Genomic DNA, 20,643 nt, shown 5'->3' on the forward strand with positions numbered 1-20,643 from the left:
GAAAAGACAATGCCCCGCTGTGAACAGCGATCGGGCGACAGCGCCACGCCTGTTAGGCCGCCGCGGTGGCCTCGGAACTTTCGAACGAAAAGCCTTCGTCGGCCCAGCCGGTCATCCCGCCGATCATGACCTTCACCGACAGGCCGAGCCTAGCCAGGTGCAGGGCGGCCTTGTCGGTGCCGTTGCAGTGCGGACCGGCGCAGTAGACGACGAAGAGCGTGTCTGCCGGCCAGGAGGACATCCGGTGCGCCGTCATCTTTCCATGCGGAAGATTGATGGAGCCGGGGATGTGCGTTTGCGCAAAGAGCGTCGGCGACCGGACATCCAGGAGGACGAAGTCGTCGCGTCCGGCGGCCAGCGACGCGTGGACATCCCAGCAGTCGGTCTCGAAGGCGAGTTTGCGGGCGTAGTAGGCGGCGGTGGCTTCCGGCGAGGCGGCAGGGGTTTCGGCGACGGCGCTGGGCATTGGCACTTCCTTTCAGGGTTGGAATTGCCTCTGACCATGCAAGATGATACCTCGTGTTGAAATTGGCCATAATGACGATTGGCGTGAAGATCGTGCCAAACACAGCTCAAACATCCGGTCCGCAGGTTGCCGTGCTCGCCTATGACGGGCTGTGCACCTTCGAGTTCGGCATTGCCTACGAGGTTTTCGGGCTCCCGCGTCCGGAGATGGGTGAGGGGTGGTATCGCTTCGCTGTTTGCGGCATCGAGCCGGGTCCCTTGCGGGCTGCCGGCGGGTTGACGGTCAGTGTCGATCGTGGCCTCGATGTTCTCGGCGAAGCCGACCTGATCGTCGTTCCTGGCTGGCGCGGCATCGATGCGCCGGTGCCGGATGATCTCATATCCGCGTTGCGTGCCGCTCATCAACGTGGCGCGCGGGTGATGTCGCTGTGTTCGGGGGTGGCGGTTCTTGCTGCGTCCGGTCTTCTGGCCGGCCGTCGGGCCACGACGCATTGGCGTTACGTGTCCGCCGTTGCCGCGCGCTATCCCGAGATCACGCTGGATGCGAGCGTCCTTTATATGGACGAGGGCAGCATTCTGACGGCGGCCGGAAGTGCTGCCGGTATCGATCTCTGCCTGCATGTCGTGCGTGGCGATTTCGGCGCCGAGGCAGCAAACAGCGTTGCGCGCCGCCTCGTGGTGCCGCCGCATCGCGAGGGAGGGCAGGCGCAGTTCATCAGCGCGCCGGTGCCGCAGGAGCGCGAAGGCGTCCGGCTTGGACCGTTGATCGAGTGGATGCGGGCGCGGCTCAACGAGGAGCAGCCGATCAGTCTTCTGGCGGCCAAGGCCGGGATGAGCCAGCGCACGTTCCAGAGACGCTTTGAGACCACGACTGGATCGAGTGTTGGGGAATGGCTGCTGAAGGAGCGATTGCGCCATGCGCGCGAGTTGCTCGAGCGACGCCACGACGCGTCGCTCGACGATATCGCCATCGCCTGTGGCTTTGGCACACCGGCGACGATGCGCCACCACTTCCGCAAGCGGCTCGGAACCAGCCCCGGTGCCTATCGTCGCTCGTTTTCAGGTGGGGACGGCTAGGGAGGAGACAAACGCACGGTTTTGCGTGCGTTTGTCGGATGCGATCTATTCGCGCTCCCTAAAAGTAGTGGTGGCGGTGGATACCATCAAAGTTGCCGGATTTCAGGCAGCAGTTCTTGAAAGCGCCTGCGCGAACCGCACGGGCACGGATCGTTGCGGCCGAGTTTTTCGATCAGCTCGACGTCGCCGTGGACGAACTGGCGGCCGGTTTTAACGCGGGTTTCCGATGGATAGGATTTACGCCGCTTGGACGTGACCTCAAAAGCTGAGATCGGTGAGGTGTTTGCGAGCCATGGCTGCCTCCTCTTGAAAGAGCGCTGCGACAGTGCAGCGAGGCATCGATAGCATAAGGCTCGCCATAGGCAACGCCGCGGAAGACAATCTTCCGCGGCGTTGCAAGGTGGTTACTCCGCAGCCTGGCGGGCCATCGGGTTGTTCGGATGCGTCGTCCAGTTGGCGTAGTTCGGGTCAACAGGGCGGCCGGTGCGCTGGTCGAGTTCGCCTACGGGCAGCTGCTCCATCGTGATGCAGTTCTCAACGGGACAGACGTTGACGCAGAGATTGCAGCCGACGCATTCGTCTTCCATCACTTCGAAATGGCGCACGCCATTGACGAACTGGGTGATCGCCTGGTGCGAGGTGTCCTCGCAGGCGATGTGACAGCGGCCGCACTTGATGCAGGCGTCCTGATCGATCTTCGCCTTGGCGATGTAGTTGAGGTTGAGATACTGCCAGTCCGAGACATTCGGCACGGCACGGCCGGTAATGTCGTCGAGGTTGCGATGGCCCTTGGCATCCATCCAGTCGGAGAGGCCCGATATCATCTCCTGCACGATCTTGAAGCCATAGGTCATCGCGGCCGTGCAGACCTGGACGTTGCCGGCGCCGAGCACGAGGAATTCGGCGGCGTCGCGCCAGGTGGTGATGCCACCAATACCAGAGATCGGCAGGCCATAGGTTTCCGGATCGCGAGCGATCTCGGCGACCATGTTGAGCGCGATCGGCTTGACCGCCGGGCCGCAATAGCCGCCATGGCTGCCCTTGCCGTCGATGGACGGTTCGGGGGAGAAGGTGTCGAGGTTGACCGATGTGATCGAGTTGATCGTGTTGATCAGCGAGACCGCGTCGGTGCCGCCCGCCTTTGCCGCGCGGGCCGGCTTGCGGATATCGGTGATATTGGGCGTCAGCTTGGTGATGACGGGCATGCGCGTGTACTGCTTGCACCAGCGCACGACCATTTCGATGTACTCAGGCACCTGTCCGACGGCTGCACCCATGCCGCGCTCGGACATGCCGTGCGGACAGCCGAAGTTGAGCTCGATGCCGTCGGCGCCGGTTTCCTCGACCAGCGGCAGGATTGCTTTCCAGCTTTCCTCCTCGCAAGGCACCATGATCGAAGCGATCAGGGCGCGATCCGGCCAGTTCATCTTCACCTGCTTCATTTCGCGCAGGTTCGTATAGAGGTCGCGGTCGGTGATGAGTTCGATGTTGTTTAGGCCGAGCAGACGCCGGTCCGCGCCCCAGATCGCGCCGTAGCGCGGGCCGTTGACGTTGACCACAGGCGGGCCTTCCTCGCCGAGCGTCTTCCATACGACGCCGCCCCAGCCTGCCTTGAAGGCGCGTTCGACGTTGTAGGCCTTGTCGGTCGGCGGCGCCGAGGCCAGCCAGAACGGGTTCGGAGACTTGATGCCGACGAAATTATTGCGGAGATCAGCCATTGTTCATTCTCCCCTTCAAGCGACGGCAGCGGCCGGCTGCGCACCGGCAGCAAGCACGCGATTGATGGATTCCGCAGCGTCGCGACCCTGCGCGACCGCGGAGACGGTCAGGTCGTCACCGCCGAAGACGCAGTCGCCGCCGGCCCACACGCCGTCGAGCGAAGTCTTGCCTTCGGCATCAATAGCGATGCGGCCTGTTTCCATGCGAAGCGCACCGAGACCGGAAGCATCGAAGGTCTGGCCGATTGCCTTGAAGATCTGGTCGGTCGCGATGACACCGGTCTCGCCTGTGGTCGTCAGGCGGCCATCCACGATCGCCGTGTATTCCACCTCGAGCGCGGCGACCTTTCCGTCCTGAGACAGGATGGACTTCGGCGCCAGCCAGTGGCGCAGGATGACGCCCTTGGACGCGGCAAGATCCTGCTCGAACTCGGAGGCGTTCATGTGCTCCTTGCCGCGGCGATAACAGATCGTCACTTCCTCGGCGCCGAGCAGCTTGGCCTGGATCGCGGCGTCGATCGCGGTCATGCCGCCACCTAGGACGACCACGCGGCGGCCGATGGCGACGTTGGCTTTGTTTGCCGCCTGCCGGAGACCTTCGATGAAGTCGACGGCATCGTCGACACCGGGGAGGCTTTCGCCTTCGAGGCGCAACGCGTTGACGCCTGCCAGGCCGATACCAAGGAAGACGGCATCATATTGCGACTGCAGGTCGGCGAGAGTGAAGTCGCGCCCCAGTTCCTTGCCGTGGACCACTTCGATCCCGCCGATCGAGAGGACGTAATCGACCTCCTTCTGTGCGAAATCATCGACGGCCTTGTAGGTCGCGATGCCATACTCGTTGAGACCACCGGATTTCGGCTTGCTGTCGTAGATGACGACCTCGTGGCCCTTCACCGCCAGGCGATGCGCGGCGGCCAGCCCAGCCGGTCCGGCGCCGACGACGGCGATCCGTTTTCCGGTCGCTGCCGCGCGGCTATAGAACTGTCGCCCAGCATCCATCGCGGCGTCGGTCGCATAGCGCTGCAGGCGGCCGATCTCGACCGGCCGCTCCTCGGCGGTATTGCGCACACAGGCCTGCTCGCAGAGATCTTCGGTGGGACAGACGCGCGCGCACATGCCGCCGAGAATGTTCTGGTCGAAGATCGTCTTGGCGGAGCCAAGCGGATTTCCTGTCGATATCTGCCTGATGAAAAGCGGGATATCGATGGAGGTGGGACAGGCCGTCATGCACGGCGCGTCGTAGCAGAAATAGCAGCGGTCTGCTGCCACCAGCGCCTCGTGCTTATCCAGGCGCGGATGGAGATCGGAGAAATTAGCGTCGTACTCGGCGGGCGAAAGCCGGCCTGCACGAATCCCAGTTTCCAGACGTTCCATTGAAGTTCCCTCATTATTGGTAAACGGCCAGTGGAACGAAGCGTAACTCAGGTTTAAAAATTTATCAAACGGTAAAATTTTGACATTTTGTTTCTGGCGATGGTGAATTATCTCTTTGTTATAACATGATTTTTTGTCGTGTCTTTTGGTTCGTTCCGAGTGATCGCTCAGCGACCTGAAGTTCAGGCGGCAGGGCTGAAAAAAGATTCAAAAAAATGCAGCTTTTTCGACGAAGGATCGGAACCATTCTCCGGCCTAGCCGTTAACGCGATATCCGAACGATGATCGCATCGACCCAAAATGCGCGCCCCCAACCCATCGCTCGGATCCACACTCACGGTCCCCTCCCGGTGAGTGAAGACAGCCGGTGCGCCGCCCTCGCACTGGCTGTTTCCTTGTTGGCGCCAAGGTCAGCGTGAGCTCATGCGTTGGGGTGCGCGTTTGAGGATTTCGAATTCGGCGTCCGGGATCACGAGATGGTACTCGATCCGACCGGGCAGGAGCTTGAGTTCGGCCTTGCCATTGACGGCCGACGGGACGACGCGCTCCAGTACGATCTTGCCGAAGCTGTTCTCGCTGAATTCATGAACCTCGTTGCGGTCGTGCAGGGTTTCGACCCAGGACACCTCGATGGCCTTTCTGTCGGCGAGCATCGTTTCCTGGCAGTCCAGCGCGACCGAAGGGGCGGGGCCGGCGATGGCGCCGTACGAGGCGGAATTGACGATCAATTCATGCAGCGCGAGGCCAACATGCACCGCCGCGTTCGGCGTCAGATGCACGTTCAAACCGACAATCGGCAGAGGGCCGGCGGTTTCCGGCCAATAGGGTGCAAATTGCTTTTCGCTCAGTTCGAACAGGAACGCGCCGCGCCAGCTTGAGTCCGTGATCAGATCCTGCGAGTTTGACAGCGACTGGAGCCGACCACGGAACTTCACGAGGAATGCATCGAGCGACAAAGTATTGCGCGCGGTTTGCGTGGCGATGCCCTGAATAATCGCAAGCAGGTTCTTGGACCGGTGGGACAATTCGCGAAGAAGCGACTTCAGCACCTTCTCGCGGTGGCGCGTTTCGGTGATTTCGGTGATCACGGACAATAGGCCGACTTCATTGCCGAGACCGACGCGCTCCATCTTCAGCTCATAGGTCCGCATCTCGCCATCGATAGCAATATCGACCTCGGTGCTGCTCGGGCTGCCGCTTTCCAGAACCTTGCGTTTCTGGACTTCCAGGATCCGTCCATGGGCCTCGCCAAACATGTCGGCATCGCTACCGCCGGGCGCTGACATAGTCTGAAAATGAGGGGGGAGGTTTTCGGTATAGACGATGGAAAGATCGGGATCCTGATAGACGACCGAGATTCCGGCGCTGGCAAGAGCCCTCTCCATCAAGAGCTCTTTACCTTCCAGCGGAAACTGCATGTCGGCCAATGGTCCAGTTCTTTTCACCAAGCCGCCTTCCCGTCGATTCCCATGTTGCCGCTGGAGCGGGGCGGCCCTTTGATGGGATACCCCGCAGGTCGTTTCATGTTAAAGACAAGCGCTCCACAAACCGTTAAATTTCAAGAACGACAAGCGCTCCAGATTGACTGGAACGCTCGCCCTTTCTCTTTGTTCCGCAGTTCGTGAAATTTCGCCTCAAGCGGCAGCTCTGGTCGTCTCATTGAAGAAAAGCGCTTGGCTGATCAATGCTTTGACCATGTCGGGGTTGAACGGCTTGGTGACCAGGAATGTCGGCTCCGGCCGCTCACCGGTGAGCAGGCGTTCCGGAAACGCGGTGATGAAAATCACCGGCACGCTGGATGTCTTCAGGATATCGTTGACCGCGTCGATCCCCGAGCTGCCGTCGGCGAGCTGGATGTCGGCAAGGACCATGCTGGGCTTGGTCTTGTTATAGAGGGCAACTGCTTCCGAGTGAGTGCGCGCGATGCCGGTAACGCGATGACCAAGGCTCTCGACCATCTGTTCGATGTCCATGGCGATGAGCGGCTCGTCCTCGATGATCATGATATCGGTCGCGACCTGGCGAGAGATCTCGCGCGAGGCGCTATCGAGCAAAGCGACGACGTCCTGTTCGCTGACCCCGAGGATCTCGGCGATCTCGACGACACGGAAATTCTCGACCGAAGCCAGAATGAAGGCCTGGCGCGCGCGAGGCGAAACCTTGGCGAGATTGACGGTCGCCTTTTGCTCCCAGGCGTAGGGCGATGATGGTTCCGGAATCTGGACGGTCGCGGAACCGAAGAGATCGGTGAAGAGTTTATAGAGTGCGACACGGTCATTGGCCGTGTCAGGGAAAATGGTGATGTCGGTAATGATGGCTTCAAGAACAGCTGCGACGTAAGCGTCGCCCGAAGTCTGCGTGCCGGTCAATGCGCGGGAATAGCGGCGCAGATATGGAAGATGCGGCGCAATTCGAGTCGAAAGTGTCATTTATAGCTCCCATGTGTAGGGCCGGCTAACGGCTCTATCGGAAATGGGAACGCGCTACACTGCAAAAAAGTTCCTATGCGTCAGGAACTTTTTTTGAGGCGGCGCATTCTCCTCGCAGCGAACAGAGGGCGCCTGTGAAAGCTTAACCGAAATAATGGCATTTAGACGTTCAGCCAACCTGGCTGACTGATATGTAAAAGTATTTCGGCTGGCGTACGACGCTCAAGAACAACAGGCAAAAAGTGTAGGTTAATGACAACGCGCAAGAACGAAGAGCTGGATCAACAAAGACTTGAATTACGTGCAAGCGACATTCTGGACCCCAATAGCCAGATCGGGATCAGATTAAGGTCGTTGTATGCAGCTGTTCAGGAGGAGACGATTCCAGATCGTTTTCTTGATCTGCTCGAGAAGCTGGATCAGGCTGAATTCATGGCTTCGGCCAAGGCCATGAAGTAGGTGGCCCGATGGATAAGCAGCAACCAAGTTTCAAGCGCGAGCTTCTTGCGGCCTTGCCGAGCCTGCGTGCTTTTGCGATTTCGCTGATCGGTCGCCACGATCGCGCCGACGATCTCGTGCAGGACACCATCATGAAGGCGTGGGCCAAGCAGGACCACTTCGAGATGGGCACTAACATGAAGGCGTGGCTCTTCACCATCCTGCGCAACGAGCTCTACAGCCAGATGCGCAAGGCCGGTCGCGAGATACAGGACAGCGATGGCCTGTTCACCGAATCGATGGCGACGCATCCCTCGCAATACGGGGCGCTCGATCTCCAGGACTTCAAGAAGGCCCTGGATCAGTTGCCGCCGGATCAGCGCGAAGCGATCATTCTCGTGGGAGCGTCCGGTTTCTCCTACGAGGAGGCAGCGGAGATCTGCGGATGTGCGGTGGGAACCATCAAGAGCCGCGTTAACCGCGCTCGCCAGCGCCTGCAGGAGCTGCTGCAGATTTCAGGCGAGGCGGATTTCGGCCCGGATGCAACGTCCTCGCCGCTGACATCAAAGGCGTTTGCCTTCTGAGAGAGATAAAATGGGAGGAAAAAGGCCGGTTGCCCTCAGGGCGCCGGCTTTTTTGTTGTCTTGCCTAGTCTCGACTTTTCGAGCCCATGAGATTGGAGGCAACGAGTGCAGCAATAATGCCCGCGGTCAGTAGAGGCTGGGCGCGGACAAGGCCGATGCCGGCGGCAGCCAGCGATTCAAGCGCTTGACGACGCTCCGCGGCGCGGCGCGCTTCCTGGGCATTGATCACCATCATCACGATGACGACGATGATCGCGATCAAAAGTGCGCAGGCCGCAAGGAAGAGCGCTGCCCCGATCGGTCCATATATGCCGGCAAGCCATATCGCGCCCGCCACGACCGCCAGCGCATAGGCTGTCAGGACGAAGAGAACGGCGATGGCAACGAAAATACCGCTGCGCTTGGTTCGCGCAACGGTCCGATTTACGCTCGTGCCTATCAGAAGGCTGAGGATTGGAAACAGCATCGAGCCTCCTAGCGCCGCGCGAGCAGGGCGACGACGAGGCCGAAAACGGCAGCTGCGCCGACCGTCGCAATGGGGTGCTTGCGCACCGTGTTTCGCATTTCCTTCGTGCCGCGAAGGTAACCATCCTGCAGTTCGCGCAACAGATCTTCGCTTCGCCCGACGAGCTCGTCGTAACCGGCTGCTGCCTGGTAACGGACTTTCTCGCCCTGTCGACGCGAACTCTTGCCGAGGGCCTGCGTCAGCACCGCGATTTCGTCGCGCAACGATTCAATCTGGTCCTCGATTGTCGATTCAATGCTGTGAAGCGTGCCGTTGCCATTGCGCCGGCTGCGGGCGGAGTGCAGGAAAGAAGAAGCCACGGGTTTTCTCCATTGTTACGGCACTTTCGTGCTGCCTGATTTAACACCAGATCGCCACGCAAGCTACATCAAGAAAACATGCCCGGCAGTGACCCAAATCAAAGGCTTAACGCCGCCGTTGGACAAAAGTTCCCGCCAGTTGATCAACCCTGAACTGCACTGTGCGCAAGAACGAACGGCGTGCCGTCGTCCGGTACCCGGTTGATCCGGAGCGGACAGCCGAACACCGATTGCATCGTCTCATCGGTCAGCACGTCGTGGACGCTTCCCGAGGCGGCTATGGCGCCGGATTTCATCAGGATAATGCGGTCTGCGAAGAGAGCCGTGAGGTTGAGGTCGTGCATGACGGCAATGACGCCGCCGCCATTGTTACAGAAGGTGCGTGCCAGCTGCATGATCGTCAATTGGTGGCTGATGTCGAGGCTCGATACCGGCTCGTCGAGCAGCAGCCAGCATGGCCGACCATCGACGACCGGCTCAGGGATCTGGCAGAGAACCCTCGCCAGCTGTACGCGTTGCTGTTCGCCGCCCGAAAGCTGCTGGTAGAAACGTCCTTCGTAGCCGCCAAGGTCGACCGCCTCCAGAGCGCGCGCCGCGGTCTGTTCCGCCTTGTCGGGATTGCGGTTGAGTCCCGAGGTAAGGCCCATTCGGACAACTTCGCGGACGGTGAACGGGAAGGAGATCGTGCTCGCCTGTGGCAGGACACCGCGCAATGTCGCCAGCTGCCACGGCTGAAGGGATCGGATGTCGTGACCGTTTATACGCGCCATTCCTTCGTAGGGAAGTTCGCCGGACACGGCCTTCATGGTGGTGGTCTTGCCGGATCCGTTGGGCCCGGCAATCGCCGTCAGATGCCCCGGCTCGGCAACGAAGCTCGCGCCGTGCACGATTGTTTTGCCCGACAGGCGGACGGAGACGCCGGATACTTCAATCATTGCAAGTCACTCAAAGAGCAAGCCGAGCGCGCTGGCGCAGCAGGATCCACAGGAAGAATGGACCGCCGACAGCCGCGGTGATGATGCCGATCGGCAATTCCGCGGGTGCGACGGCGGTGCGGGCCAGAACGTCGGCGAAGATCAGCAGGGAGCCACCAAGGAGGGCGGATGCCGGCAGGAGGTAGCGGTGGTCTGGCCCGATGACCATGCGCAGAACATGCGGTACCACAATGCCGACAAAGCCGATGCCGCCGCTGACCGCAACCGAAGCGCCCGTGGCGGCGGCAACCGTGACGATCGCGATGTTCTTCAGGCGCTGAACGGAGACGCCCATGTGGAAGGCGGCGGCTTCGCCAAGTGTGATGGCGTTCAGGCCGCGGGCCATGAACGGCATCGCGGCAAAGGACAGGAGGATGATCGGAGCGGCGGCCGCGATCTTGGTCCAGGTCGCGCCGGCCAGCGACCCCATGCCCCAGAATGTCAGGTCTCGCAGCTGCTGGTCGTTGGCCATGTAGATCAGGACGCCGGTCAGTGCCGTGGCGAGCGAGCCGAGCGCGATGCCGGCAAGCAGCATGGTCGCAACGGATGTCTGGCCGTTGCTCGTTGCGATCCGGTACAGCAGCAGCGTGGTCACCAAGCCGCCGGCAAAGGCTGCGACAGGCAGGGCATAGATGCCCATGAGGGCATAGACGGGTGCCGCAAAGGTGCCGCCGAGCACGATCATTACCACGGCGCCGAAGCTGGCGCCCGAGGAAACGCCGACAAGGCCGGGATCTGCAAGCGGATTGCGGAAGAGGCCCTGCATGACAGCGCCGGAAACGGCTAGCGAGCCGCCCACCAGGAAGCCGAGGATGGCACGCGGCATGCGAATGTCGAAAATGATGATCCGGTCGCGCATGTTGAGCGCATCTGCGGAGCCGGTGACGTTGGCGATGACATCCAGAAATGATGCGTCGGATGCGCCTGTCGTCACCGAGAACAGCAGTGACAGGACGGAGCCGATGACGAGGAGGGCGATCACCAGCAGCGCAAGCGGTCCGCGATCGCCAGCCTGATGGCGTTCGCGAAGCGTTGCCGGTGAAAACAATGCGCGTTCTCCTCGCATGGCATCCGGGAGGGCCATATCAGCCCCCGTACATCGCTGCGTTCAACTCACGCACGGCGCTTGCCGTGCGGGGACCGAAGCCGAGGAGGTGCAGGCCGTCCATGCGGATGACGGCCTTGTTTTGAAGGGCAGGCGTCAGTGCGAGCGCCGGCTGCTTCAAGAGTTCCTCGTTCGCGGTCGATGCACCGTCGCCGCGGTTCATCATCAGGATCACGTCGGGCTTGGCCTCGATGATCGCCTCATCGGTCAACGGCTTGTAACCAGGAAAGTCGCCGGCCGCATTGATCGCGCCAGAAAGCTTGATGATGCCGTCCGCAGCCGTCCCCGTGCCAGATGCCATGACCTTGCCGCCCTGCAGGCTGAGGATGAACAGCACTCTCTTGCGATCCTTTTCGGCTCGTTTGCCCGCATCGGCGATTGCTGCGTCGAGATCGGCGCTGACGCTCGCTTCGAGCGCCTTTGCCTTGTCGTTCACGCCAAGCAGAGCGCCGACCTTCTCGATCTTCGCCAGGATGCCGTCGCGGGTATAGGCGTTCGGCACGGTTTCGAAGGGAACGCTTGCGCTCTTGAGAACGGTCAGCGCCTCGGGCGGACCAGCGCCCTCGATGGCGATGATTGATGTCGGGCTCAAGGCAAGGATACCCTCGGGGGAGAGCGCGCGCATGTAGCCGACATCAGGCAGCTTCATGGCTTCCTGAGGGAACATGCTGGTGGTGTCGCGAGCAACGAGATGCTTTTCTTCCCCAAGTGCGTAGATGATTTCGGTCACGTCGCCGCCGACAGATACGATACGGGTCGTGTCCACCTTGCCTTCGGCGTGGGCTACCGAAGAGCCGAGCAGCAATGCCGCGAGGGGCAGGGCCGCCAGAACGCGGCCAAGCTTCGTTGCGGACAGAGGCGCCTGCTTCGTGTGTTTACGCATTCTCACCTCCCTGTCTTACGCGGCAACGCTGGTCGCCTTGGGCAGGCTTTCCATGATTTCGCGCCAGTCGGAGCGCTCGTCGGAGCCTTCCTTGCGCTTGCCGAAGAACTGAATGATCATTTCGCCATTGGCATCGTAGGCTTCCAGCGAGGTGACGTGGCCATCCTTGGTCGGCTTGCGAACGGACCAGGTTTCGGCAATGTGATCCTGGCGCAGATGCAGGTGGAAGGTCGGGTCGAGCACGTTGATCCACGGGCCCATCGGCTGCACGTTGAAGATCGGGCCGGAATGGATCTGCACGATGCCATCATTGGCGACGAAGCACATGATCGGCAGACCGGCTTTCACCGAAGCATGCATCATCTCGGCGGTGGCGCTGTTGTCGAGCTTCCAGGCGTAGTCGTCGCCAACGGTCCGCACGGCTGCCTGCCTGCCGATCTTGAGCTTCCGCAGCATGCCGAAAAATTCGTGCGTATCGGTCAACTTGCTCCAGTGATCGCGCAGTTCCTCGCGGCTGACGTCGCCATCTTCGCTGGTTGCTGCTGCGGAGGTGTCGGCCACGAATTCCTGCGACTGATCCTCAAGCTTCAGGTCGCGGACGATGGCATGATAGGCGGCGATGTTCGAATCCGGGCGCAGATGCACCTTGTGAACGGCACCACCTGCCTTGTCGAAATATTGCAGGCTGAGCCGCTCCTGGTCGCCGTCCTTCTTGGAAACGGCAAAGCCGTGGACCCAGCGGCCCGGGAAGATACGCAGATCGATGTTTTCGCCGAGCACGATCGAGGCGTGTGGGCCGGAGTTGATGTTCTCGTAGACGCCGATCTTCTCGTGGACGGCACTTTCGTTGCGGGAAAGGGCCATGACTTCGCCGAGTTCGGCGACGCGCTCCAGAAGCTTCAGAGCACTACCGTCAATGCGGGTTACGCTGATGCCGACTTCGGCTGCGACGAGGGCTGCTTCCGAAATCTGAAGCTGAGCTGCGATGTCGCGCTCGCGCATCTTGGGATTTTCGGCGCGGAATGCGCGGATTTCGGCGGGAGTCGGTTTTGCGTTCTCAGTCATGTCTTTACCCCTTACTTGTTCAAAATGAGCTTGCCCTGGCGGGTGATTTTCATGCGGTAGATGGCGCCCTCATGACGGATCATGATCTCGGAGGCACCGCGGAAAATCTCCGCGCTTTCCAGTATCCGCATTTCAGCCGAGGCTTCGCGCACCAGCGGCGCATGCTCAAATGTGTCCGGCTTCTCGACCATCATTTCGGTTGATTTATTCCACTCTATCCGGCGGCTAAACGCCCCTGCCGGCTACAATTATGTTGACTCTCATAGTCATCATTTTCTAAAGACGCAATAGCGGAGCTTGATAGTCAAGTTTTAGAAAATTCTGGAGAGGCGCGATGGCGGTCACGAGGTTTGCAACGCTTTTGTTGGGTGGCTTTGTCGCAGCGGCGGCCGTGATTCCGGTCTATGCGCAGGACGCAGCGCCGGCGGCGAACCTCGATGTCGAATTGAACGCCCTGACGCCGTCGCAGAAGGGTTGCATGATGACTTTCGTGGCGCTCAACAAGCTTCCCGCGCCGATCAATAAGGTCTCCTTCGAGCTGGCCTTCTTCAACGACAAGAATGCCGTCGATCGCATCACGGTTCTTGATTTCAAGGATCTGCCGCAGGGCAAGAAGCGCGTGCGTCAGTTCGATATGCCGAACGTCAAATGCGAGACCGTCACCCGCGTGCTGATCAACGACACGCCGGTATGCGACGGCCCGGCGGCGGGCGAGTGCATGAAGGGTCTCGTGACGCGTTCCCAGATTTCCGTTCCTTTCGAGGGTTGAGTTTGCGCCGGAGATGATCTCCGACCGGCTCAGTTTCAACTGGTCGAGGCAGGTACAAGATGGTGGTTTCAGCTAGAGCCAAGGCGAGACACGAGGTCGTCGAAGAGCCGACGACCGACGGCGGTTTGAACGACAATACTCCTGGTGTGCACCCCGGGCACGAGATGTCGGATCTTCGCGACGCAAAGCGCCAGCCGGCTGCCGAAGCCGTCCTCCACTACGCCCGGTTTTCGCTGATCGATTCCTTTCCGCAGGATCCGCGTAGCGCGGCAAGCGGCAAAGCCGACGCGCCTTTGGTCGACGAATGCGCAGAAAAGTCGGCAGCCGACTCGTCCTCCTCCAAGCGGGGTGTCGCTGCCGTCTGCTTCGGGTCCTTTCTTTTTCATGCCCTGCTTGTAACGGCCTTGGCGCTGGGCTTCGTTGCCACGCCACCGCAGACCCCCATTGAAGAGGCCGGCGAGACGGTCAGCGTCATCATTCTCGGCGATGCCGAGGCCGACCAGGCGGCGGAGGGTGAAAAACAGGACGATCCGCAGCCGGAAGAGGTCGTGGCCGAGAGCGTTCAGCCGGAGACCGTGCAGGCTGCGGCAGTGCCGACCGATGCGCCCGTCGAGGCTGAGACCGTCGCTCCGACGCTGGAAGTGACCCGCGTGTCGCCAGAGAATGTCACCGCGGCAGAGCCCGAGATTCTTGTATCGCAATCGCCGGCAGAAACTGCGGTGGTTCAGCCGATGGCGACGGAAGTGCCGGCGGAGATCCCACCGGAGGTATCGCCGGTTGCGCAGGCTACGCCGGACGAAGTGACCCCCGTCCAGCCGACCGCGACTGCTGCCATAGAACCCGAGCCGGACGACGTTCCGAAGCCGGATCCCAAGCCTGTGGCTCAAAAGCCGGTCGAAAAACCGAAGCCAGAGAAGAAGCAACCTCCGAAGGCGAAGGTCGCGGCTGGTTCCAATGGCGAGAACAAGCAGGACACGAAGCGCGGGTCGCTCGCGGGTGACGATGTCGCGGCATCAGACCAGGATTCGCGAAGCGCTGCGGGTCGCTCCGGTGTCGGTAGCGCCGCCGTTGCCAACTATCCTGGCAAGGTTGCGTCGCGCATTCGCCGTGCCATCAGGGTGCCGTCGGAATACAAGCGCATGGGCACCTCGATGAGCGTCCGCGTGAAGCTGACGATCAATTCGACGGGCGGTCTGGGCGGTCTTTCAGTGCTGCGCAGTTCCGGGTTCCCTGAGCTCGACCAGGCCGTTGTCGATGGCGTGCGCCACGCAGCACCTTTCCCACCCTTGCCGCCGGAATGGGGCAAGTCGTCCTGGACCTTCACCCAGGAGCTCCAAGTGACTGCGGGGCGATAAAATATGATGAAAATAATCAACTTTATACTTTACTATAAAAATCAAGTTTACTAAGGTGCCGCCTGCACACGCTGGAATCGTGTGACGATCAACGAGCGAACGGGTGGTAAATGGCTCGCAAGGCGAAGAAGGGTTCGAACCGGGAAATCCGCGTCAGTGCGGATGCACAGGCGGTTCAAGAAGCTTCGGGGCGATCCAAGCTCGATGGACGCAGCTTCCTTTATGTCGGCGGCCGGGATTGCCAGGTCGCGCATCTTCGCCAAATCGCCAGCAATTTCGGGGCGGAACTCATTCATCACGACGGTGGGCTGCGTGAAGCGGTTTCGCGTATCGACACGGTGCTTCCATCCGTCGACTGCGTTTTCTGCCCGATCGACTGTATCAGTCATGATGCCTGCCTGCGCGTGAAGACCGGCTGCAAGAAGTTCGGCAAGGCGTTCATTCCGCTCAGGAACGGCAGCAAGTCCAGCCTCGAACGGGCGCTGAACACAATGAACGAACGAGACAATTCCCGATGACTGAAAAGCGCCCTGATGGGTTCATGATGATCGGCCTGCACAAGCTGGCCGCACAGAATGGCGATGGCCTCGTGCCGGAGCTCTATGATCTTCTGGTGAAACATGCCGAGCGGCGCGAGCACTATGCCAACGTTGCCGAGTTTCCCGTCTGGGACGCGAGAATGCCGGGCCAGCTGCCCGAAAAGCCGCTTGGACTGGAGGCTTCGAACGGCAATAATGTCGTGGCGTTCGCGCCGGCGCGCGCGGACGGAAAACGCAAGGCATAAGGATAGTCCAATGTATATCGCGATGAATCGGTTCAAGGTTGCCGCGGGCTCCGAAGCGGCTTTCGAAGCGGTCTGGCGCGATCGCGACTCCAGCCTTTCCCAAGTGCCGGGTTTCGTCGAGTTCCGGCTACTGCGCGGCAAGCCCAATGCCGAAGAAAACTACACGCTGTTTTCCTCGCACACGCTTTGGCGGAGCGAAGAGGACTTCCTGAACTGGACGAAGTCCGAGAACTTCCGTGCGGCACATCGGAACGCGGGTGATCGCAAGGCAATGTACCTGGGACCGCCGGTGTTCGAGGGCTTCAATGTCGTGGATGGTATTTGAGGGATGACGGACTGCAATCCCGATCGCATCGAGGTTCTGCCGGTGCTTCCGTCTCTCGATATCGACGAGACGCTGGCCTTTTATCACGGTGAGCTCGGCTTCAGCGAGGTCGTCTATCAGGCCCAGGACTACCTGATCCTGCGGCGCGATGGGATGGAGCTGCATTTCTGGCGGACGGACGATCGTTCGCTTTGCGAAAGGAGCTCAGTCTACCTGCGGGGTGGCGGTATCGGCGCGCTGCATACGGAATATGATGCCAAAGGCGTCAAGAGCCTGACTAGGCTTGAGGTGCGGCCCTGGAACATGGAAGAGTTCTATATCCACGATCCGCACGGCAACCTGCTCCGCTTCGGACGCATCCCGCTCAGCTAGTCCTCACGCCGCTGCGAAAGAAGGCGCCCAGCGCCACTGCCAGCCAGCCGAACATCATTGCAAAGCCACCCGTCGGCGCGGCCATGGGGAACAATCCCGAACCGGCGTAGCGCAGCATGACCAGATCACCCGCAAAGAGCAGGGTGCCGATGCCGATCAGGAGACCGGCGAGCCACGCCGTCCGCAGCTTCTCGGCGCCGATCGCGAGCGCCAGCAGGGCAGGGGCGTGTGCCAGGCACATCGCGGAGGCGGACGCGACAAGATGGGCGTCGCCGCCGCCATGTGCCGCGGCCGCCGCGAGTGCGACGCCGGCAAAGCCGAATAGCCCGGCGAAAGCAAGAAACACCGGCAGGAAGCGCTGGTTGAGGGTCATGCGCGTTTCTATTCCTTGTTCTGCATGTGGAAGGCGAGCCGCTCGATTGGCGGCCAGATGATTTCGCGCAGCTTGGGATTGGCGACGGTTTCATCCAATGCCCGGCGGAAGCAGAGCAGCCACTCGTCGCGCTCGACAGGGCCGATCTCGGCGACGAAATGGCGGCTTCTGAGCCGCGGGTGGCCACGCTTTTCGGTATAGAGGGGCGGGCCGCCGAGATAGCCCGTCAGATACTCGTAGAATTTCTCTTCGCTGCCTTCGAGCGTCGGTGGATGCACCGCACGCACATGCGCCGCCTCCGGCAACGTGTCCATCAGCTCATAGAAACGGCGCGACAAAGCCTTCGTTGTCTCCTCGCCGCCGATCGCTTGATACAGGGTAATGACGTCTTCGCTCACAATATCTTCCTTGGCCCGCTCCTTAATGCACGGGCGCGACCGGGATCGCAACTGCGCCGACTGCCGCAGCCCGCGGTCCACTTGTCCCGGAAGACAAAGCCAATGCGTATTTTCTTGACAAAACCGTCTGGACGGTATCTTTTAGATGTATGTCACTCGCTCATCATCGTCGCAAGCAGCCAGCCGTCGTTCGCCAGCAATTGCTGGAGGTCGCCGCGCGACTGGCGCTAGGGCAGGGAATGTCGGCCGTCACGCTCGATGCGGTGGCTGGCGCCTCCGGCGTGAGCAAAGGCGGGTTGCTGCATCATTTTCCAACCAAGAACGCCCTTCTGGATGCCTTGTTCGAGGATCTACTCGAACGCTTCGATGCCGATCTCGAGGAGCGTATGCGCGAGGATCCGGTGCCGCATGGCCGGTTTACACGCGCTTACCTCAGGGCTGTTGCCGAACTCAGGGACAGCCCCGGAGAGGCCGCCCACTGGGCGCAGGTGACGATCGCACTTCTTGCCGAGCCGCGGCTCCGCCAGCGTTGGCGTGACTGGGTTCGCGCCCGTTCCGAGGAATATGTCGGCACCGATTCATCGCTCGACGCGCAGATCGTGCGCCTTGCCGCCGATGGGCTGTGGCTGGCAGACATGCTCGAAAGCCATGAGCTTGGCCCGGAAGAGCGGCAGCGCCTCATGGGGCGGCTCGTCGAATTGGCCAGCAAGTAGAACGGCTGGATAAACAAGGATCTCCCATCATGGCTTCCACCGCCGTCTATGCGCTGCTGTTCGCCGCGATTGTTCTCGAGGTCATCGGAACGACGGCGCTGCAAATGTCCCAGCAGTTCACGCGCGTCGGTCCGACCGTTCTGCTCGTCGCGTGCTATGCTGCGGCGTTCTATTTCCTGTCGCTGACGCTGAGGGTCATCCCGGTCGGGATTGCCTATGCGATCTGGAGTGCGCTTGGCATCGTCCTGATATCGGCGGTCGGGCTTGTCTACTTCAAGCAGCGGCTCGATACGCCTGCGCTTATCGGCTTGGGACTGATCATCGCCGGCGTACTCGTCGTCAATCTCTTCTCAAAATCCGTCTCCCATTGATCGTCGCTCCCCGCAAAACCGCGGATGGGCGCGTGAGACATCGCGACATTTGAACTCAGTCGATGGCCGGCGGGCTTGCGAAACGGATTGTCATGTCCATATCCTGACTGACTTTTGAGAGCTTTGCATCGCGTATTGGAACATCGATGACTGACGGCACTGCTGACGCCCCCCTTCCTGACACTTCTGTTTCCAAACCCGAAGGTCAATCCTTCGCCACCAGCGGTATTGCGCCGATGGATCGGCCGAGCCCGGTAACACGGTTTTTCATGGGCATCGTGGCCTGGGCCGAGAAACTGAACTTCAAATACGCCAAGCTCGGCAATCCACCTGTCTATGATAACAGGACTTTCCCCTGGGCCGCCGAGGTCGAGAAGGCATGGCCGCAGATCCGTGCGGAGCTTGACCGCGTTCTGGTGCGCCAGAGCGAATTGCCGACGTTTCAGGAGATCTCCACCGATGTCCGGACGATCTCGACCGACGCGGGCTGGAAGACGTTCTTCCTTGTCGGCTTCGGCGTGAAGTCGGAGCAGAACATAGCCGCATGCCCGCAGACCTGGCAGGCGGTGCAGAAGATCCCCGGCCTGAAGACGGCGATGTTTTCGATCTTCGAACCGGGCAAGCATCTCCCCGCGCATCGCGGCCCCTATAACGGCGTGTTGCGCCTGCATCTCGGCATGATCGTTCCGGAACCGGCCGACAAGCTTGCCATTCGCGTGAAGGACCAGATCTGCCACTGGCAGGAAGGCAAGGCGCTCATATTCGATGATGCCTACGAGCACGAAGCCTGGAACCACACGGACAAGACGCGGGTGGTGCTGTTCGTCGATTTCGTCAAGCCGTTGAAATTCCCGGCGCGCTTTGTGAACTGGGCGCTCATGAACCTTGCGGTCTTCACGCCGTTCATCCGCGAAGGGCTGGATAACCACAAGGAGTGGGAAAAGAAGTTCTACGCAGAGGCGGAGGCCTTCAGAAACCGGCCGCAGGCATAGCGAAAGGCCCCGCAGTGCGGGGCCCGACCTCTATCAGTTGAGAACCTGAACGACGCGATGCGATCGCGGTTCCACGATGATGTGGCGATCGTTCACCACCGTATAGGCGTATTTCGGATTGTCGGGGATCGGGGTCACAACGACATCGGCGGGAATTGGCTTGCCGACAACGATCGGCTGCTCGACGACGACAGGTGTCGGCGGAGCAGGCTGCGCTTCGACATAGGTGACGACTTCGCGCGGCGGCGGATCAATCGCTGCACCGACGACTGCGCCGGCAACGCCACCCACTGCAGCACCGATAGGACCGCCGACGACCGCGCCGGTAACCGCGCCGCCGGCAGCGCCGGTCAGCGTTCCATCGGCCCACGCATTCGTGGCAAGGGACGACAGCGCCATCGCGCTGGTGACAAGTAGGACCTTGTACATTTGAGTTCTCCTTAGCTCGAGTTTGCGGGGATTTAACGAGCGCGATCACTCGTTGTTCCGCTCGCCAGGAGCTTCGGAGACACGCTTAGTAAGTGCGCGTCGCATTCTGTGATGCTGCCGATTGCGGGGTAGTTCGCGATTGTGCGGCTCGGATCGCCAGGGAAATCGGCGTGCCCTGACACTGCTCAGACAGCGGCTTGAAAGTTCCTGAGAACTCGTTTTCGCTTGCGTTATTGCGTCCGCGTCGGCCAGTCGATCCGACGCGGGGGATCAGTTGTTGTTCGCCGCCCTCAGCTTGCGGTCGGGTTTGGTTGCGAGATAGATGACGTAGTTTTCTGCAGCGTCAGCCAAGTGAAGAGCGATTTCCTCTTCACGCCATCCCGCCGCTACCGCGCGACGGACAACATCGGTAATCGCCGAGGCGCAAACGTTTTCGCATTCGCGCGACCGTCCCGTATCTGCAGCGGTATATCTTGGAGAGCGGATGTTTGTCATGGCTGAACCTTGCCACAACCGGAGGCCTTTTCAAGGCGATGCTAATAGGTTGGTTAGCCGGTAAGGTTAAACGTAAACAGGATGTTAGGACACGACCGCCGAGGTTGTATCAAAATAAAACGGCGGTCGTGCATGCCCCATTTCAGTACTTCCAGCTGTTCTAATATAGAGCAGATATATTAACAGTCTCTCAACAACGCGCCGGGCGTCGCTCTTCCGTTCGTCAGCTTGCCTTCGGCGAAGGGGTCGGCTTCGGCGGGGCGACAGGCTTGCCGCCGGGATTGTAGCCGCCGCCGATGGCGACGTTGAGGGCGACGAAGTCGTTGG

The 20,643-nt window shown here is 60.7% G+C and carries 29 protein-coding genes; 12 read left to right on the forward strand and 17 right to left on the reverse strand.

The genetic code is table 11. The annotated features are described in order from the left end of the window. Nucleotides 1-52: 52 nt before the first annotated feature. Entirely contained in the window at nucleotides 53-466 is a 414-nt protein-coding gene (locus QTL94_RS19725; protein WP_289802969.1) for a rhodanese-like domain-containing protein, read from the reverse strand. A 71-nt stretch (nucleotides 467-537) separates the two neighbouring features. Between QTL94_RS19725 and ftrA the strand changes: the two genes are divergently transcribed. After that, a complete protein-coding gene (ftrA, locus tag QTL94_RS19730) occupies nucleotides 538-1,542 on the forward strand; it encodes a transcriptional regulator FtrA (protein WP_289802970.1) in 1,005 nt (334 codons plus the stop codon). An 86-nt stretch (nucleotides 1,543-1,628) separates the two neighbouring features. Here ftrA and QTL94_RS28375 read toward each other — a convergent pair whose 3' ends face one another. The 5 genes from QTL94_RS28375 to QTL94_RS19755 all read right to left on the reverse strand — a co-directional run bounded on the left by QTL94_RS28375 (nucleotide 1,629) and on the right by QTL94_RS19755 (nucleotide 7,066). Further along, the gene (locus QTL94_RS28375; RefSeq protein ID WP_354666068.1) at nucleotides 1,629-1,868 is read right to left on the reverse strand and encodes an SEC-C metal-binding domain-containing protein; all 240 of its coding nucleotides are present in this window, start codon (nucleotides 1,866-1,868) and stop codon (nucleotides 1,629-1,631) included. 78 nt (nucleotides 1,869-1,946) lie between these two features. Further along, nucleotides 1,947-3,260 carry an NAD-dependent dihydropyrimidine dehydrogenase subunit PreA gene (preA, locus tag QTL94_RS19740; RefSeq protein WP_153271130.1) on the reverse strand — a complete coding sequence of 438 codons (1,314 nt, stop codon included), beginning with the start codon at nucleotides 3,258-3,260 and terminating at the stop codon, nucleotides 1,947-1,949. 15 nt (nucleotides 3,261-3,275) lie between these two features. Beyond that, on the reverse strand, nucleotides 3,276-4,637 hold the full coding sequence (locus QTL94_RS19745; RefSeq protein WP_289802971.1) for an NAD(P)-dependent oxidoreductase: 1,362 nt from the start codon (nucleotides 4,635-4,637) through the stop codon (nucleotides 3,276-3,278). Nucleotides 4,638-5,047: 410 nt separating this feature from the next. After that, entirely contained in the window at nucleotides 5,048-6,055 is a 1,008-nt protein-coding gene (locus tag QTL94_RS19750; RefSeq protein WP_065691240.1) for a sensor histidine kinase, read from the reverse strand. A 216-nt stretch (nucleotides 6,056-6,271) separates the two neighbouring features. Further along, nucleotides 6,272-7,066 carry a response regulator gene (locus QTL94_RS19755; protein ID WP_065691131.1) on the reverse strand — a complete coding sequence of 265 codons (795 nt, stop codon included), beginning with the start codon at nucleotides 7,064-7,066 and terminating at the stop codon, nucleotides 6,272-6,274. A gap of 252 nt (nucleotides 7,067-7,318) precedes the next feature. Here QTL94_RS19755 and QTL94_RS19760 point away from each other — a divergent pair, with 252 nt between their 5' ends. Together QTL94_RS19760 and QTL94_RS19765 are read left to right on the forward strand one after the other, a co-directional pair. Beyond that, entirely contained in the window at nucleotides 7,319-7,525 is a 207-nt protein-coding gene (locus QTL94_RS19760; protein ID WP_065691130.1) for a NepR family anti-sigma factor, read from the forward strand. Nucleotides 7,526-7,533: 8 nt separating this feature from the next. After that, nucleotides 7,534-8,088, forward strand: a complete 555-nt coding sequence (locus tag QTL94_RS19765; RefSeq protein ID WP_065691129.1) for an RNA polymerase sigma factor — start codon at nucleotides 7,534-7,536, stop codon at nucleotides 8,086-8,088. Between the two features lie 64 nt (nucleotides 8,089-8,152). Here QTL94_RS19765 and QTL94_RS19770 read toward each other — a convergent pair whose 3' ends face one another. From QTL94_RS19770 to hemP, 7 genes are all read right to left on the reverse strand, one after another. After that, nucleotides 8,153-8,554 carry a hypothetical protein gene (locus QTL94_RS19770; protein WP_289802972.1) on the reverse strand — a complete coding sequence of 134 codons (402 nt, stop codon included), beginning with the start codon at nucleotides 8,552-8,554 and terminating at the stop codon, nucleotides 8,153-8,155. An 8-nt stretch (nucleotides 8,555-8,562) separates the two neighbouring features. Next, nucleotides 8,563-8,913 (reverse strand): ElaB/YgaM/YqjD family protein, encoded by a 351-nt coding sequence (locus QTL94_RS19775; RefSeq protein ID WP_289802973.1) that lies wholly within the window; start codon nucleotides 8,911-8,913, stop codon nucleotides 8,563-8,565. Between the two features lie 143 nt (nucleotides 8,914-9,056). Next, nucleotides 9,057-9,848 (reverse strand): heme ABC transporter ATP-binding protein, encoded by a 792-nt coding sequence (locus QTL94_RS19780; protein ID WP_289802974.1) that lies wholly within the window; start codon nucleotides 9,846-9,848, stop codon nucleotides 9,057-9,059. 10 nt (nucleotides 9,849-9,858) lie between these two features. Further along, nucleotides 9,859-10,971 (reverse strand): FecCD family ABC transporter permease, encoded by a 1,113-nt coding sequence (locus tag QTL94_RS19785; RefSeq protein ID WP_289802975.1) that lies wholly within the window; start codon nucleotides 10,969-10,971, stop codon nucleotides 9,859-9,861. Between the two features lies 1 nt (nucleotide 10,972). After that, the gene (locus QTL94_RS19790) at nucleotides 10,973-11,875 is read right to left on the reverse strand and encodes a heme/hemin ABC transporter substrate-binding protein (RefSeq protein ID WP_289802976.1); all 903 of its coding nucleotides are present in this window, start codon (nucleotides 11,873-11,875) and stop codon (nucleotides 10,973-10,975) included. 15 nt (nucleotides 11,876-11,890) lie between these two features. Beyond that, the gene (locus QTL94_RS19795) at nucleotides 11,891-12,940 is read right to left on the reverse strand and encodes a hemin-degrading factor (RefSeq protein ID WP_289802977.1); all 1,050 of its coding nucleotides are present in this window, start codon (nucleotides 12,938-12,940) and stop codon (nucleotides 11,891-11,893) included. Between the two features lie 11 nt (nucleotides 12,941-12,951). Continuing rightward, nucleotides 12,952-13,134 (reverse strand): hemin uptake protein HemP, encoded by a 183-nt coding sequence (gene hemP, locus QTL94_RS19800; RefSeq protein ID WP_289802978.1) that lies wholly within the window; start codon nucleotides 13,132-13,134, stop codon nucleotides 12,952-12,954. 140 nt (nucleotides 13,135-13,274) lie between these two features. Here hemP and QTL94_RS19805 point away from each other — a divergent pair, with 140 nt between their 5' ends. The 6 genes from QTL94_RS19805 (at nucleotide 13,275) to QTL94_RS19830 (ending at nucleotide 16,545) form a co-directional block, all read left to right on the forward strand. Beyond that, nucleotides 13,275-13,709, forward strand: coding sequence for a hypothetical protein (locus tag QTL94_RS19805; protein ID WP_065691121.1), 435 nt, complete (start codon nucleotides 13,275-13,277; stop codon nucleotides 13,707-13,709). A gap of 59 nt (nucleotides 13,710-13,768) precedes the next feature. Continuing rightward, a complete protein-coding gene (locus tag QTL94_RS19810) occupies nucleotides 13,769-15,064 on the forward strand; it encodes an energy transducer TonB family protein (protein ID WP_289802979.1) in 1,296 nt (431 codons plus the stop codon). Nucleotides 15,065-15,174: 110 nt separating this feature from the next. Beyond that, a complete protein-coding gene (locus tag QTL94_RS19815) occupies nucleotides 15,175-15,582 on the forward strand; it encodes a DUF2325 domain-containing protein (RefSeq protein ID WP_065691119.1) in 408 nt (135 codons plus the stop codon). Continuing rightward, nucleotides 15,579-15,848, forward strand: a complete 270-nt coding sequence (locus QTL94_RS19820) for a hypothetical protein (protein ID WP_289802980.1) — start codon at nucleotides 15,579-15,581, stop codon at nucleotides 15,846-15,848. Before QTL94_RS19815 ends, QTL94_RS19820 begins: the two co-directional genes overlap by 4 nt. Before the next feature lie 10 nt (nucleotides 15,849-15,858). Next, nucleotides 15,859-16,173, forward strand: coding sequence for a heme-degrading protein HmuQ (hmuQ, locus tag QTL94_RS19825; RefSeq protein WP_289802981.1), 315 nt, complete (start codon nucleotides 15,859-15,861; stop codon nucleotides 16,171-16,173). Between the two features lie 3 nt (nucleotides 16,174-16,176). Then, nucleotides 16,177-16,545, forward strand: a complete 369-nt coding sequence (locus tag QTL94_RS19830; protein ID WP_065691116.1) for a bleomycin resistance protein — start codon at nucleotides 16,177-16,179, stop codon at nucleotides 16,543-16,545. Here QTL94_RS19830 and QTL94_RS19835 read toward each other — a convergent pair. Beyond that, entirely contained in the window at nucleotides 16,538-16,918 is a 381-nt protein-coding gene (locus QTL94_RS19835) for a DUF423 domain-containing protein (protein ID WP_065691115.1), read from the reverse strand. The two genes, QTL94_RS19830 and QTL94_RS19835, sit on opposite strands and share 8 nt — an antisense overlap. 8 nt (nucleotides 16,919-16,926) lie before the next feature. Further along, the gene (locus tag QTL94_RS19840; protein WP_065691114.1) at nucleotides 16,927-17,316 is read right to left on the reverse strand and encodes a group II truncated hemoglobin; all 390 of its coding nucleotides are present in this window, start codon (nucleotides 17,314-17,316) and stop codon (nucleotides 16,927-16,929) included. A 149-nt stretch (nucleotides 17,317-17,465) separates the two neighbouring features. On the opposite strand from QTL94_RS19840, the gene QTL94_RS19845 reads away from it, so the two are divergent. The 3 genes from QTL94_RS19845 (at nucleotide 17,466) to olsC (ending at nucleotide 19,392) form a co-directional block, all read left to right on the forward strand. After that, a complete protein-coding gene (locus QTL94_RS19845; RefSeq protein ID WP_289802982.1) occupies nucleotides 17,466-18,029 on the forward strand; it encodes a TetR/AcrR family transcriptional regulator in 564 nt (187 codons plus the stop codon). 29 nt (nucleotides 18,030-18,058) lie between these two features. Further along, complete coding sequence (locus tag QTL94_RS19850; protein ID WP_065691112.1) at nucleotides 18,059-18,400, forward strand: SMR family transporter; 342 nt, start codon at nucleotides 18,059-18,061, stop codon at nucleotides 18,398-18,400. A gap of 146 nt (nucleotides 18,401-18,546) precedes the next feature. Then, complete coding sequence (gene olsC / locus QTL94_RS19855; RefSeq protein WP_289802983.1) at nucleotides 18,547-19,392, forward strand: ornithine lipid ester-linked acyl 2-hydroxylase OlsC; 846 nt, start codon at nucleotides 18,547-18,549, stop codon at nucleotides 19,390-19,392. A 33-nt stretch (nucleotides 19,393-19,425) separates the two neighbouring features. On the opposite strand, the gene QTL94_RS19860 is transcribed toward olsC, so the two are convergent. Both QTL94_RS19860 and QTL94_RS19865 read right to left on the reverse strand, forming a co-directional pair. Beyond that, a complete protein-coding gene (locus QTL94_RS19860; RefSeq protein ID WP_289802984.1) occupies nucleotides 19,426-19,821 on the reverse strand; it encodes a DUF1236 domain-containing protein in 396 nt (131 codons plus the stop codon). 270 nt (nucleotides 19,822-20,091) lie between these two features. Next, nucleotides 20,092-20,316, reverse strand: a complete 225-nt coding sequence (locus QTL94_RS19865; RefSeq protein WP_065691110.1) for a hypothetical protein — start codon at nucleotides 20,314-20,316, stop codon at nucleotides 20,092-20,094. Nucleotides 20,317-20,643: the final 327 nt, after the last annotated feature.

It is taken from the genome of Rhizobium sp. S96 (assembly GCF_030382195.1).
Lineage (GTDB): Bacteria > Pseudomonadota > Alphaproteobacteria > Rhizobiales > Rhizobiaceae > Rhizobium.

Bases quoted from the DNA above. Each gene is read 5' to 3' on its own strand.
- QTL94_RS19755 (WP_065691131.1), bottom strand. From the start codon at position 7,066: ATGACACTTTCGACTCGAATTGCGCCGCATCTTCCATATCTGCGCCGC.
- QTL94_RS19745 (WP_289802971.1), bottom strand. From the start codon at position 4,637: ATGGAACGTCTGGAAACTGGGATTCGTGCAGGCCGGCTTTCGCCCGCC.
- QTL94_RS19750 (WP_065691240.1), bottom strand. From the start codon at position 6,055: ATGCAGTTTCCGCTGGAAGGTAAAGAGCTCTTGATGGAGAGGGCTCTT.
- QTL94_RS19835 (WP_065691115.1), bottom strand. From the start codon at position 16,918: ATGACCCTCAACCAGCGCTTCCTGCCGGTGTTTCTTGCTTTCGCCGGG.
- hemP (WP_289802978.1), bottom strand. From the start codon at position 13,134: ATGATGGTCGAGAAGCCGGACACATTTGAGCATGCGCCGCTGGTGCGC.
- QTL94_RS19805 (WP_065691121.1), top strand. From the start codon at position 13,275: ATGGCGGTCACGAGGTTTGCAACGCTTTTGTTGGGTGGCTTTGTCGCA.
- hmuQ (WP_289802981.1), top strand. From the start codon at position 15,859: ATGTATATCGCGATGAATCGGTTCAAGGTTGCCGCGGGCTCCGAAGCG.
- QTL94_RS19810 (WP_289802979.1), top strand. From the start codon at position 13,769: ATGGTGGTTTCAGCTAGAGCCAAGGCGAGACACGAGGTCGTCGAAGAG.
- preA (WP_153271130.1), bottom strand. From the start codon at position 3,260: ATGGCTGATCTCCGCAATAATTTCGTCGGCATCAAGTCTCCGAACCCG.
- QTL94_RS19790 (WP_289802976.1), bottom strand. From the start codon at position 11,875: ATGCGTAAACACACGAAGCAGGCGCCTCTGTCCGCAACGAAGCTTGGC.
- QTL94_RS19820 (WP_289802980.1), top strand. From the start codon at position 15,579: ATGACTGAAAAGCGCCCTGATGGGTTCATGATGATCGGCCTGCACAAG.
- QTL94_RS19830 (WP_065691116.1), top strand. From the start codon at position 16,177: ATGACGGACTGCAATCCCGATCGCATCGAGGTTCTGCCGGTGCTTCCG.
- QTL94_RS19785 (WP_289802975.1), bottom strand. From the start codon at position 10,971: ATGGCCCTCCCGGATGCCATGCGAGGAGAACGCGCATTGTTTTCACCG.
- QTL94_RS19860 (WP_289802984.1), bottom strand. From the start codon at position 19,821: ATGTACAAGGTCCTACTTGTCACCAGCGCGATGGCGCTGTCGTCCCTT.
- QTL94_RS19795 (WP_289802977.1), bottom strand. From the start codon at position 12,940: ATGACTGAGAACGCAAAACCGACTCCCGCCGAAATCCGCGCATTCCGC.
- QTL94_RS19845 (WP_289802982.1), top strand. From the start codon at position 17,466: ATGTCACTCGCTCATCATCGTCGCAAGCAGCCAGCCGTCGTTCGCCAG.
- QTL94_RS19760 (WP_065691130.1), top strand. From the start codon at position 7,319: ATGACAACGCGCAAGAACGAAGAGCTGGATCAACAAAGACTTGAATTA.
- olsC (WP_289802983.1), top strand. From the start codon at position 18,547: ATGACTGACGGCACTGCTGACGCCCCCCTTCCTGACACTTCTGTTTCC.
- QTL94_RS19850 (WP_065691112.1), top strand. From the start codon at position 18,059: ATGGCTTCCACCGCCGTCTATGCGCTGCTGTTCGCCGCGATTGTTCTC.
- QTL94_RS19780 (WP_289802974.1), bottom strand. From the start codon at position 9,848: ATGATTGAAGTATCCGGCGTCTCCGTCCGCCTGTCGGGCAAAACAATC.
- QTL94_RS19770 (WP_289802972.1), bottom strand. From the start codon at position 8,554: ATGCTGTTTCCAATCCTCAGCCTTCTGATAGGCACGAGCGTAAATCGG.
- ftrA (WP_289802970.1), top strand. From the start codon at position 538: ATGACGATTGGCGTGAAGATCGTGCCAAACACAGCTCAAACATCCGGT.
- QTL94_RS19765 (WP_065691129.1), top strand. From the start codon at position 7,534: ATGGATAAGCAGCAACCAAGTTTCAAGCGCGAGCTTCTTGCGGCCTTG.
- QTL94_RS19865 (WP_065691110.1), bottom strand. From the start codon at position 20,316: ATGACAAACATCCGCTCTCCAAGATATACCGCTGCAGATACGGGACGG.
- QTL94_RS19725 (WP_289802969.1), bottom strand. From the start codon at position 466: ATGCCCAGCGCCGTCGCCGAAACCCCTGCCGCCTCGCCGGAAGCCACC.
- QTL94_RS19815 (WP_065691119.1), top strand. From the start codon at position 15,175: ATGGCTCGCAAGGCGAAGAAGGGTTCGAACCGGGAAATCCGCGTCAGT.